This is a genomic window from Collinsella aerofaciens (assembly GCF_009876115.1).
GTDB classification, from domain to species: domain Bacteria; phylum Actinomycetota; class Coriobacteriia; order Coriobacteriales; family Coriobacteriaceae; genus Collinsella; species Collinsella aerofaciens_N.
The window spans coordinates 49,421-61,135 of sequence record NZ_WWSY01000004.1 but is presented as its reverse complement, the minus strand read 5'-3'; the positions used below and the strand labels follow the sequence as shown (position 1 = coordinate 61,135).

Genomic DNA, 11,715 nt, shown 5'->3' with positions numbered 1-11,715 from the left:
TTACCTCTCGCTTGGCTTGGAAGTAGGGTGGCCGGGCTGGTCGTCGTAGGCGTACTTGCTATATACGTTGACCTCCCACTGCTTTTTTTCGACCTTTGCTACAGAATCCAGGATGAATCCGGTTGCAAGGCTCAGGCCGCACAGGAACATAAACGACGCGGCGAGCATGGCGGTGGGGAAGCGCGGAACGAGGCCGGTCTGGAAATACTCGACAACGATGGGCATGCCCAGGGCGAGGCCGATCACCGCAAACAGAAGCGCGACGAGGCTGAAGAACTTCAGCGGGCGGTAGTCCTTGAACAGCGTGCCGATCATCGCGACGACTTTAATGCCGTCGCTCACGGTATTGAGCTTGGATTCGGAGCCTTCCGGACGGTCGCGGTACTCGATGGGCACATCTTTGATGCGCCAGCGGTGGTCGACGGCGTGGATCGAGAGCTCGGTTTCGATCTGGAAGCCCTCGGAAAGCACAGGGAAGGTTTTAACGAACGGGCGGCTCATGGCGCGGTAGCCGGTCATGACATCATCGAAGCTGTAGCCATAGATCCACTTGATCATGGCGCGGACCAGATTGTTGCCAAAGCCGTGGAAAGCACGCTTGTTTTCCTCGGCGTAGGTGCCGTTGGAAAGGCGGTCGCCTACGGTCATATCGGCCGCGCCGTTGAGGATAGGCTCGCAGAGGGCCTTGGCCGCCTCGGCGGGGTAGGTGTCGTCGCCGTCGACCATCAGGTAGCAATCGGCGTCGATATCGCGAAACATCTGGCGGCACACGTTGCCCTTTCCCTGACGGGGCTCAAAGCGGACCGTGGCGCCGTGCTCGGTGGCGATGCGTGAGGTATCGTCCGACGAGTTGTTGTCATAGACATAGACCGTCGCTTGCGGAAGCTCGCGGTGAAAGTCGTCGATGACTTTGCCGATCGTGAGGGCTTCGTTGTAGCAGGGGATGATGACGGCGATGGATTCAGAATTCACTCAATGCTCCTTATACATTCAATTCTTGAAAGTATAGCCGTTTGGGCTTGGCATCCTAAGATGTGGGTTAGTTCTCCAGTTTTGTTGCGCGAATCGTTTGCATGGCCGTCGGGTCTATACTGTTCGTTTGTCAACGATTACGAGTAAAGGAGTTGCATCCGTGTCGGATCAGACAAAGCAACAAGAAACTCGCAGTCTGCCTGCGACGTTTGCTAAGAACGAATTTGAGAAGGACGCGTTTATCCTTCGTCAGCTGGTTACCAAGGATTTTAAGATCAAGTATCGCCGTAGCGTTCTGGGCGTCGCATGGTCGGTTCTCAACCCGCTGCTGATGATGATCGTCATGGCCATCGTGTTCTCGACGATTTTTGGCCAGGGCCGCAATGGATCAATGACGCCCGAGATGTACCCGCTGTACTTGATCGTGGGTAACGTTACCTTTGCCGTCATGTCCGAGTCCACGAACCAGGCCCTAACGTCGATCGTGGGTGCTGCCCCTCTGCTCAAGAAGGTTAAGGTGCACCGCTGGGTCTTCCCGGTGCAGAAAGTGCTTTTCTCGCTGGTGAACTTTGCCTTCTCGCTGGTCGCCGTCGCCATCGTCATGCTGTGGTTCCGCGTTATGCCTTCTTGGCACCTGATTCTGCTGCCGGTTTGCCTGCTGCTGCTTATGTGCTTCTGCATGGGCCTGGGCATGATGCTCTCTGCCCTTACGGTCTTTTTCCGCGACGTTATGCATCTGTGGAGCGTAGTCATTACGGCGTGGACTTATATTACGCCCATCTTCTGGACGACTGACTATATTGCGCAAATGCCGCATCTCGTGCGTATCTTGATGTATGCGAACCCCATGTACAACTACCTGCAGTTTATGCGCGATATCTTTCTGTTCCAAACTACGCCCTCGCTTATGACGTTTGGTATGTGCGCTGCTTGGGCGGTCCTTGCGCTTGTTATTGGCTATACCGTGTTCCATAAGTCCGAGCGCAAGTTCATCCTCTACATCTAAGGAGTGCTGTGATGACTGAATCTGTTGTTGATTACAGCGAGCAGCCTCTGGCTGTCGAGGTCGACGACGTCACCATGATCTTTAACATGGCGTCCGAGTCGCTGACCAACCTCAAGGAGTACTTCATCAAGCTTGCCAAGCACGAGTTGTTCTTTGAGGAGTTTAGGGCGCTTAAGCATATTTCGTTTGATATTCATCGTGGCGAGGTCGTGGGTCTGGTTGGCACCAATGGCTCCGGCAAGTCTACGATGCTCAAGATTATCGCTGGCGTGCTTGAGCCAAGCGAGGGCAGCGTTAAGGTGCACGGTAACATCGCGCCGCTGATTGAGCTTGGTGCCGGCTTTGATCCCGAGCTGACCGCCCGCGAGAACATCTATCTGAACGGCGCCCTGCTCGGCTATACCAAGGAGTTCATCGACGTCAACTTTGACGGCATTATCGAGTTCGCTGAGCTTCAGAACTTTGTCGACATGCCGCTTAAGAACTTCTCCTCGGGCATGGTTGCGCGTATTGCCTTTGCAATCGCGACGATTACCGAGCCCGATATTCTGATCGTTGACGAGACGCTGTCCGTCGGTGATGTGTTCTTCCAGCAGAAGTGCGAGGCCCGCATCCAGCACTTTATCCAGAGCGGCGACGTGACGGTTCTGTTCGTTTCGCACTCCATGGAGCAGGTTGAGCGCATCTGCCAGCGTGCCGTTTGGATTGAGAAGGGTGACCTTCGCATGGATGGCCCGGTCGATGAGGTCTGCAAGGCGTACCGCGAGCAGTTCAACTAGGTTATAATTATCTGCGCCTGACAGGCTTGCGCTTGCTTGGGCGTGCGGTTATTTGCTCCATTAGCTCAGTTGGATAGAGCAGGGGACTTCTAATCCCAAGGTCGACGGTTCGAATCCGCCATGGAGCACCATCGTTTATTAAGCCCGGACCGCTTGGTGGTCTGGGCTTTTTTCATCTTGTATGCTGCTGAAGCCGAGCGCGAGCAAGCCGCTGCTGTTTGTTGGGGTTGGCATTTTACTTTTCCAGATGCTCTTTCAACAGCTCTAGCGCATGTGCGTAGCCCTGCAGGCCTTCGCCGGTGATGGTGGCGAAGCAGGCCAGGCGTGCATAGCTCACCTGGCGGAAGTCCTCGCGTGTCTCTACGGCGCTGATGTGTACCTCGACGGCAGGGATGGCGACGGCCTTGAGGGCGTCGAGGATCGCCACGCTCGTATGCGTGTATGCCGCCGGGTTGATGACGATGCCGTCGACCTTGCCGTAGGCCTCCTGGATCTTGTCGACGATGCTGCCCTCGTGGTTGGACTGGAAGACCTCGACCTCGTCAAAGCCCTGCGCGGCGCCCGCCTCCTGGCAGATCTGGACCAGGCGGTCGTAGTTGTCGCTGCCGTAGATACCCGGCTCGCGAATGCCGAGCATGTTGAGGTTGGGGCCGTTGATGACGAGTGCTTTCATGTTTGCTTCCTTTGCAGTCGAGAAACCGCCACATAGGTGCCTGTCCCCTTTGTGGTGGTTTTGGTTAGAGAGCGGGTGGGAGGGTGTCGAGGAGGGCTTGGGCGGTGTTGGCGGCGCAATCGCGCGAGTCGATGAGGTAGTCGGCCCAGGCGCGGTAGCGCGGCATGCGCTGCTCGGCCAGCTTGTCGATGCCATCGCGGGCGGTGATGGGGCGACCCTTGTGGGCGAGTTCGTCGAGCTTACGGTTGAGCATCACGATCTGGCTGTTCTGGTGCAGTAGCGGGTAGTTCTCGTCGCGCGTGACCACGCCGCCGCCCGTGGAAAGCACCAGGCCGCTGCGCTTGGAGATGCCGGTCAGCGCCGCCGTCTCCTGCTCGCGGAAGGCCGCCTCGCCGCGCTCGACGATAAAGTCGGCGCAGGGCATGCCCAGGCGCTCCTCGAGGGCGCGGTCCAGGTCGATGTGCTCTCGCCCCGTGAGCAGGGCAATCTGCTCGCCCACGCGGGTCTTGCCCGAGCCCGGCATACCGATCAGCGCGATGTTCTGTTCGCGGCGTGACAGGCGCTCCGTTACGTCCAGAATGCGCTCACGCGGAGTGACCTGGCCGGTGTAGCGCTCAACGGCTTGCGCCGCCTGGGCCACGAGCATGAGCAGGCCGCCGATGCAGGGGATGCCGCGGCGCTCGGCCTCGAGCATCAGGCCCGTGCGTGCAGGGTTGTAGACAATGTCGATGACGCCCTCGAGCGCATCGAGCCCCTCGAGCGTGCAGGGGGCATCGGGACAGTGGGGGAACATGCCGGCGGGCGTGCAGTTGACGAGCAGTGCGGCGTCGGACTGCTGCGCGATGTTGTCGTAGTTGACTTCGCTCGTGCGGCCGACCGGCACGACGATGGCGCCCAGGTCGCCGAGCACCATGCTGGCAGTGGTGCCGGCGCCACCGGTGGCACCGAGCACGAGGGCCTTCTTGCCGGCAACCTCGACGCCCAGCTCCTCGACCAGGCATTGGAAGCCAAAGTAGTCGGTGTTGTCGCCGCGCAGGCGGCCGTCGGGCAGGCGCGTGATGGTGTTGACGTTTCCCATACGCTCGGCGAGTGGACTCAGCTCGTCCAGGTATTCCATGACGGCGCGCTTGTAGGGGATGGTCACGTTGGTGCCCTCCCATTCGTCACCCGTCATAAAAGCCTGGAGGTCCTCGGGCTCGCGCTCAAATCGTACGTACTCGAGCCCCGCGAGCTCCTTGTAGATGGTCGGGGTGTAGCTGTGGCCCAGCACGCGGCCCAGCACTCCGTAGGGGCGGGTTGCGGCGACATCGGTCATCTAGAGCACCTCCGTGTAACTGCCAAAGTAGGTGAAGCTCTCGCACACGTCGTCGATGGAATCGAGCAGGTCATCGAGGGCCTTGCTGCCAAAGGGGCAGTCCAGGTCAAAGTAGAACATAAACTCAAAGTCGTGCCCGGGGATGGGGCGGCTCTCGAGCTTGATGAGGTTGATATTGAGCGCGTAGAAGCGCTCGAGTACGCGATAGAGTGCGCCCGGCTCGTTGGCCGTGGTAATCATGAGCGAGGTGCGGTTGGCGCCGGGGTAGACGCGTGGCTCGCGGCTGATGACGACAAAGCGCGTGTAGTTGTTGTCCGAGTCCTGGATGTTGGGCTCCAGTACCTCCAGGCCGTAGAGTGCGGCGCAGCTGCGCGATGCGATCGCGGCAACATCGGTGCGTTCGGAGCTGGCGACCATCTCGGCCGACATGGCCGTGTTGGGGTACTTGGTGGCGTGCAGGTCGTGCGCCTCGATAAAGCCGGCGCATTGGGCAATGGCCTGGCCGTGGCTGTAGACCTCGTGCACGTCCGCAAGCTTGGCGCCGGGCTTGACGAGCAAGTTGTGGTCGATTTTGAGGCGCAGCGAGCGCACGATATGGAAGTCGAACTGGGCGAGCAGGTCGTAGACGGCGTTAACCGAGCCGGCGGTGGAGTTCTCGATGGGCAGCACGCCAAACTCGCAGAAGCCGTCGCGCACGGCGCGCATGACGCCCTCGAAGGTCTCGAAGAACGCGATGTCGGGCACGTCGAAGAGTTTGCACGCGGCGATTTGACTGTAAGCGCCCTCAACACCCTGGCAGGCGACGGTGGCCGTCTGGGGGAAGGGCGTATCGAAGGCCTCGGCCGTGGCGTGTGCCCTTTGCGAGACCGTGATGCCCTTGAGCTCGTTGATATAGCGCTGCTGCTCGGCCTTGCTCATGCTCATGAGGAGACGGAACAGGGTGATGGTCTGCGCCTCGTAGCGCTCGGGCGCGCGGCTGGCGAGGTTGTTGAGCTTGGAGCGCTCACGGGCGGGGTCGAAGACGGCCTTGCCCATCTCGATTTTTGACTTGGCGACCTCGGTGGCAATGTCCATGCGCTCGACAAAGCTGTTGAGGAGCGTGGTGTCGATGGCATCGATGGCCTGGCGGATGTCAGCAAGGTCCATGGAGACCCCTTTCACGTGTCGGGGGATGTTGAGGGGTGGGTAGTTAGCGCTGGGCGGCGTCTTCGAGGAGGGCGTCCCAGATGGCAAGGGCGGCGGCTGCCTCGGCTACGGGGACAGCTCGGGGGACGATGCAGGGATCGTGGCGGCCGTGGACCGAGAGCTCGGCATTTTCCATAGCGTCCATGTCCACCGTCTGCTGCTCGCGGCCAATGGAGGGCGTCGGCTTTACGGCCATGCGCCACATGACGGGCGCGCCGGTCGAAATACCGCCCAGGATGCCGCCGGCGTTGTTGGACTCGACCTCGATCTCGCCGGTCTCGGCATCGATGCGATACGGATCATTGTTCTCGCTGCCGCGCATGGCGGCCACGGCAAAGCCCATGCCAAACTCCACGCCCTTTACGGCGGGAATGCCAAACGCGATCTGCGCGATGCGGTTCTCGATGCCGTCGAACATGGGGTCGCCGATGCCCGCGGGAAGCCCATAAATGCCGCACTCCACGATGCCGCCGATGCTGTCGAGTTCGTCGCGTGCGGCTAGGATCTCCTCGCGCATGCGGCCGGCTGCGGCGGCGTCAATGCAAGGAAGATCGTTCGTTTGGATCGCTTTGCGGTCGGCCTCGCGATAGACCATATCGTCCATCGGCAGGTCGGAGATACCGCCGATCTGCGCGACGTGCGCCATTACTTTAATGCCGCGGGCCTCGAGTGCCTGCAGCGCAATGCCGCCGGCGATGCACAGGGGTGCCGTTAGGCGGCCGGAGAAGTGCCCGCCACCGGCGACATCGTGCATGTTGTGATACTTCACGCGCGCAGGGAAGTCCGCATGTCCGGGGCGGGGCTTGCGGCGCAGCTCGGAGTAATCCTTGGAGCGCGTGTTGGTGTTCTCGATAATCGCGGCGATGGGCGCGCCGGTGGTATGTCCATCGACCACACCGGCGATGATGTGGGCGGCGTCGGCCTCGCGGCGTTTGGTCGCGGTCTCGTCGCGACCGGGGGCACGACGGTCAAGGAAGGCCTGCAGCCGCCCCTGGTCAACAGCGATGCCCGCCGGAATGCCATCGAGGGAGCAGCCGATGGCGGGGGAGTGCGACTGGCCGAAGATGCTTAAGTGCAAGACGTTGCCAAAGGTCGAGGACATGCTATTCCTCCTCGAGTGTGACCTTGCCGCCCAGCAGGCGGTAGTGGTCGAAGAAATCGGGATAGGACTTGTTGACGGCCTCGGCGCCGTGGATCACGACCTCGCCGGTGGCGCGGCTCGCGGCGATCGCGGCCATCATGGCGATGCGATGGTCGTTGTGCGAATCGACTTCGCCGCCGGTGAAGGCATCGACACCCTTGATGATGAGGTCATCGCTGGCAATGCGCACCTGCGCGCCCAGCGCGGTGAGCTCGCGGGTGGTCGTGACCAGGCGGTCGGATTCCTTGATGCGCAGACGGGCGCAATCGTGGATAAAGGTGCGGCCCTGCGCCAGCGAGGCTACGGCCGAGATGACGGGCACCAGGTCAGGAATGTCGTGGGCGCTCATCTCAAAGCCGGCGAGCTTGTCGGACTTCACGGTGGCGGCGTTGGTGGAGCGCACGATGCGGGCGCCAAAGCGCGAAAGCGCGGCGAGCACGTTTCGGTCGCCCTGCGCGGAGCTCAGGGATACGCCCTCCACGGTGATGGGGTCGGCGCCGATAGCGCCGGCGCACAGCCAAAAGGCGGCGTTGGACCAGTCGCCCTCGACGGCTACGCTGCCGGGCGTGCGGTACGAGCCGCTGCTCACGCGGAAGTTCGTGACTTCGGGCTGGCCGTCCTTGGCCGGAATACGCTCGACGTTGACCTCGACGCCAAAGGCCTTCATGGCCTGGATCGTCAGGTTGATGTAGGGACGGCTCTCAATGAGGCCGGTTACCTGCACGCAGGAGGGCTGGGCCAGCAGCGGGGCTGCCAGCAGCAGGCCGGAGATATACTGCGAGCTCACGTTGCCCGGAAGCACAAAGGTGCCCGGGCGCATGCGTCCGCTCGTCTTGAGCGGAAAACCGCCCAGACCCTGTAGGTCGCAGCCGGCGGCGATGATCTCGTCCGAGAGCGGGGAGAGCGGGCGGGCGCCCAGGCGGCCCTGGCCTACGAAGGTGGCATCCGCACCCAGCGCGCAGGCGACAGGCAGCATAAAGCGGAGCGTGGATCCACTTTCGCCGCAGTCAAGCGTGCCGCCGGCAAGGGCCTTGAGCAGGCCAAACTCAACACTCTTCATGGTGGGGTGGACCTGGAAGCCGTCCTCGACGGTCTCGATGCGAGCACCCAGGGCCGTAAGGCAACGCACCGTAGCCTCGATGTCGGCGCAGGTGGTATTGCAGGTGACGTGTGTCTCGCCGTTGGCAAGCGCAGCGCAGATGATGAGGCGATGCGCCATCGACTTGGACGCGATGGCGGGAACGGTGCCCTTGAGCGGGGACGGGGTGATGCGGGCTAGCATGCGGAAGCGTCTCCCTTCTGGCCGAGGCCCTCGGCAATTAAATCGTGGAAGGTGGAAAGCGGCGTGCGGTCGATGCTGCAACGGCCAATGCCGTGCGGAATTACCAGGTCAATCGTGTCACCGGCGCGCTTTTTATCGTGCAGTGCTTCGGCAAAGACGGCGTCGGCCGAAAGCTCGCAGCGGGTCTTGAGACCGTGGCGTGCGCAGAGCTCCTCGATGCGGCCCGGCAGCTCGGCGTCGCAGATGCCGTGCAGGGCCGCGGCGCGCGTGATGATGCCCATGCCGATTGAAACGCAGTTGCCGTGTCCGAGCTCAAAGTGCTCGCAGGCCTCGACGGCATGCCCGGCGCTATGTCCAAAATTGAGGAGCTTACGCTGGTTGGTTTCGCGCTCGTCGGCGACGACCACGGCGCGCTTGATGTCGATATTGCGGGCGATGATGAGCGCTACGCGGGCCACATCGCGGTTGAGCAGCTCCAGCGTGAGCGGGGTCTTCTCCAGTTCGGCGAAAAGCTCCGGGTCGGCGATCACGGCGTGCTTGACGACCTCGCCGCAGCCATCGGCGAACTGCTCGGGCGTGAGGGTGGCCAGGCACCCCACGTCGGCGATAACCACGCTCGGCTGCCAAAAGGCGCCGGCCAGGTTCTTGCCGGCAGCCAGGTCTATGGCGGTCTTGCCGCCCACCGACGAATCCACCATGGCGAGCAGGCTCGTCGGGATCTGCACAAACTTGCAGCCGCGCATGTAGGTGGCGGCCACAAAGCCCGCCATGTCGCCCACGACACCGCCGCCGAGTGCCACGATCACGTCGGAGCGCGAAAGCTCGTGCTCGGCCACAAATTCCAAAATGGCAACGTAGGTCTCGGCGCGCTTATGGGCCTCGCCGGCCTCGAAGGTGCAGATGCTCACCTCGTAGCCTGACGCCTCCAGGCTCTGCTTAACGGGCATCTGGTAGAGCGGGCCCACGTTGGTGTCCGTCACGATGACGGCCTTGGTGCCGCCGGCGGTGGCGCGCACGAGCGGCCCCGCCTGCTCCAGCAAAAACGTGCCAACATGCACCTGGTAGGGGCGTGCAGTGTCGATATCGATGGTAATCGCCATAAGCTTCGGTCCTTTCGACCTGGCGTGATGGGTTGTCTAGTGGGAGGCCTCGTCGTCGAGTGCGCGCTTAATGCGGTCGCCCTCGGCAAGGAGATTCTCCAGATAGCGCTGGTCGCGGTCCTTGAGCGCGCGGCTGTAGGCGCCAAGCGATTCGATCAGATGGTCGATCTCGAAGGCGAGCGCGTCGGCGTCGTCGATCATGAGCTCGGACCACATTTGCGGGTTGAGGTGCGCCACGCGGGTGAGATCGCGGTAGCTACCGGCCGAAAAGCCGTGGTGGACCTGGGCAGTGGGGCTTTTGACGTAGGCGTTGGATACCACGTGCGCAAGCTGGCTCGTGAAGGCGATGACACGGTCGTGCTCGGCGGCGCTGGTCACGCTGAACTTGCCAAAGCCCAAGGGGCGCACCATCTCGCGCACCTGGCCCAAAAGCTCCAGCTTGAGCGCATCGTCCACCGCGGGCGGTACGAGCACCAGCGGGGCGCCCTGGAACAGGTCGGCGCGGGAGTGTGCATAGCCCGAGTACTGCGTGCCCGCCATGGGGTGCGCGCCCACAAAGTAAAAGCCGTGCTCGTGGGCAAGCTCAAAGGCGCGCTCGCACACGATACCCTTGACGCCCACCGTGTCAATTACCACGGGGCCCATGATGGCCTCGGTATCGGTGGCGTCGGCGAGTGCCTGGGCGTGTGCCTCGAGCCACTCGATGCAGGCTTCGGGGTAGCAAGCCAGGACGATGATGTCGCATTCGCCGAGCGTCTCGTCGTTGAGCTCGCCGGCAACGGTGCCCATGCTGGCAGCCGTCATGACATCGTCATCGGGATCCCAGGCCAGCACGCGGACGCCCGCCTGCGCATAGCCGCGGGCAAAGCTGCCGCCGATGAGGCCAAGGCCGACGATGCCGGCGCACTTGGGGCCGCCCTGGTTAACGCGCGCGTTTCTCACTGTACCCATGGGCTACTCCATGGTCTCTTGGCAGACGACCTCGCGGATGGCTCGGATGCGGCGCATGGTGTCGTCGAACTGATCGGGGGTGAGGGCCTGGGCGCCGTCGGACCAGGCGCGGCTCGGCTCGTCGTGGACCTCGATCTCCAGGCCGTTGGCGCCGCAGGCGGTCGCGGCAAGCGCCATGGGCTCAACGTAGCGGGTGTAGCCGGTGGCGTGGCTGGGGTCGGCGACGACGGGCAGGTGCGACAGGTGGTGCAGCACCGGCACGGCGTTGAGGTCGAAGGTGTTGCGAGTACGGGTCTCGAAGGTGCGGATGCCGCGCTCGCACAGGATGACGTTGTCGTTGCCCTCGCTCATGATGTACTCGGCGGCCATGAGCAGCTCATCGATCGTGCCGGACATGCCGCGCTTAAGCAAGATCGGAGTCTTGGTCTTGCCGACCTCTTTGAGCAGAGGGAAGTTCTGGGCGTTGCGGGCGCCGATCTGCATGACGTCGATTTTCTTGTCCAGGAAGACCTGCACGTCGCGCGGGTCCATGATCTCGGTGACGATCGGCATGTCGAGCTCGGCAGACGCCTCGCACAGCAGGTCCAGGCCGGCAGGGCCCATGCCCTGGTAGGCGTACGGGGAAGTGCGGGGCTTGTAGGCGCCGCCGCGCAGCATCGTGGCACCGGCGGCCTTCACGCGGCGGGCGATGCGGATGAGGTTCTCGCCCTCGACGGAGCACGGGCCAGCGATGACCTGGAACTGATCGCCGCCGATCTTGACGCCGTGGCCGCAGTCGATGACGGAGTCCTCGGGGTGGAACTTGCGGTTGGCGCGCTTGAACGGCTCGGAGACGCGCTGCACGCGCTCGACGACATCCATGGACTCGAGCAGGAACGGGTCGATCTTGGTCGTATCGCCCACCAGGCCGATGATCGTCTCATTCTCGCCGCGCGAGACATCGGTCTTCAGGCCCTTTTTCTCAATCCAGCTGACGATATGGCTGACGGCCTCGTCGCTGGCGATCTGCTTTAAAATTGCAATCATGGTGTGCCTCTCACCTCGATGGATAACCCTTGCAAAAACGGCCCGCATCGCGAGCCGTGTATATATGGTGCATGAGAGTTTATACTATCTGATTCGCTTTTGCCTTCTAAAGTGAGCCGTTGCGCCGCGTCTTCCCCGGAATTGCAAAGCTTTTTCTTTTATTATGATAGCCCGTGGTGCACTTGGGTATAATGCCAACCGTTGGCCCTATTAGCTCAGGGGATTAGAGCGTCTGCCTCCGGAGCAGAAGGCCGTTGGTTCGAATCCAACATGGGGCACCATCGA

11 protein-coding genes and 2 tRNA genes are annotated in these 11,715 nt (G+C 62.2%); 4 read left to right on the top strand and 9 right to left on the bottom strand.

Annotated features, from left to right (window positions below; genetic code table 11):
* Entirely contained in the window at positions 1-972 is a 972-nt protein-coding gene (locus GT571_RS03740; protein WP_089573423.1) for a glycosyltransferase family 2 protein, read from the bottom strand.
* Between the two features lie 160 nt (positions 973-1,132).
* On the opposite strand from GT571_RS03740, the gene GT571_RS03735 reads away from it, so the two are divergent.
* The 3 genes from GT571_RS03735 (at position 1,133) to GT571_RS03725 (ending at position 2,888) form a co-directional block, all read left to right on the top strand.
* Positions 1,133-1,978 carry an ABC transporter permease gene (locus tag GT571_RS03735; RefSeq protein WP_231501564.1) on the top strand — a complete coding sequence of 282 codons (846 nt, stop codon included), beginning with the start codon at positions 1,133-1,135 and terminating at the stop codon, positions 1,976-1,978.
* Between the two features lie 11 nt (positions 1,979-1,989).
* The gene (locus GT571_RS03730; RefSeq protein ID WP_118334449.1) at positions 1,990-2,757 is read left to right on the top strand and encodes an ABC transporter ATP-binding protein; all 768 of its coding nucleotides are present in this window, start codon (positions 1,990-1,992) and stop codon (positions 2,755-2,757) included.
* A 54-nt stretch (positions 2,758-2,811) separates the two neighbouring features.
* Positions 2,812-2,888 (top strand) — tRNA-Arg (locus GT571_RS03725).
* A gap of 104 nt (positions 2,889-2,992) precedes the next feature.
* Here GT571_RS03725 and aroQ read toward each other — a convergent pair.
* The 8 genes from aroQ to aroF form a co-directional block, all read right to left on the bottom strand.
* Positions 2,993-3,430 (bottom strand): type II 3-dehydroquinate dehydratase, encoded by a 438-nt coding sequence (aroQ, locus tag GT571_RS03720; RefSeq protein WP_022094776.1) that lies wholly within the window; start codon positions 3,428-3,430, stop codon positions 2,993-2,995.
* Positions 3,431-3,494: 64 nt separating this feature from the next.
* On the bottom strand, positions 3,495-4,745 hold the full coding sequence (locus GT571_RS03715) for a shikimate kinase (protein WP_117564233.1): 1,251 nt from the start codon (positions 4,743-4,745) through the stop codon (positions 3,495-3,497).
* Positions 4,746-5,891, bottom strand: a complete 1,146-nt coding sequence (gene pheA, locus GT571_RS03710) for a prephenate dehydratase (RefSeq protein ID WP_161155547.1) — start codon at positions 5,889-5,891, stop codon at positions 4,746-4,748.
* 43 nt (positions 5,892-5,934) lie between these two features.
* On the bottom strand, positions 5,935-7,032 hold the full coding sequence (gene aroC, locus GT571_RS03705) for a chorismate synthase (protein ID WP_117654844.1): 1,098 nt from the start codon (positions 7,030-7,032) through the stop codon (positions 5,935-5,937).
* A gap of 1 nt (position 7,033) precedes the next feature.
* A complete protein-coding gene (gene aroA / locus GT571_RS03700) occupies positions 7,034-8,353 on the bottom strand; it encodes a 3-phosphoshikimate 1-carboxyvinyltransferase (RefSeq protein WP_117654843.1) in 1,320 nt (439 codons plus the stop codon).
* Complete coding sequence (gene aroB, locus GT571_RS03695) at positions 8,347-9,453, bottom strand: 3-dehydroquinate synthase (protein ID WP_161155545.1); 1,107 nt, start codon at positions 9,451-9,453, stop codon at positions 8,347-8,349. Before aroB ends, aroA begins: the two co-directional genes overlap by 7 nt.
* Before the next feature lie 36 nt (positions 9,454-9,489).
* A complete protein-coding gene (locus tag GT571_RS03690) occupies positions 9,490-10,404 on the bottom strand; it encodes a prephenate dehydrogenase (protein ID WP_117629150.1) in 915 nt (304 codons plus the stop codon).
* Positions 10,405-10,407: 3 nt separating this feature from the next.
* Positions 10,408-11,430: a 3-deoxy-7-phosphoheptulonate synthase gene (aroF, locus tag GT571_RS03685; RefSeq protein WP_161155543.1), complete on the bottom strand. Its 1,023-nt coding sequence runs from the start codon at positions 11,428-11,430 to the stop codon at positions 10,408-10,410.
* Between the two features lie 204 nt (positions 11,431-11,634).
* Between aroF and GT571_RS03680 the strand changes: the two genes are divergently transcribed.
* A tRNA-Arg gene (locus tag GT571_RS03680) sits at positions 11,635-11,711 on the top strand.
* Positions 11,712-11,715: the final 4 nt, after the last annotated feature.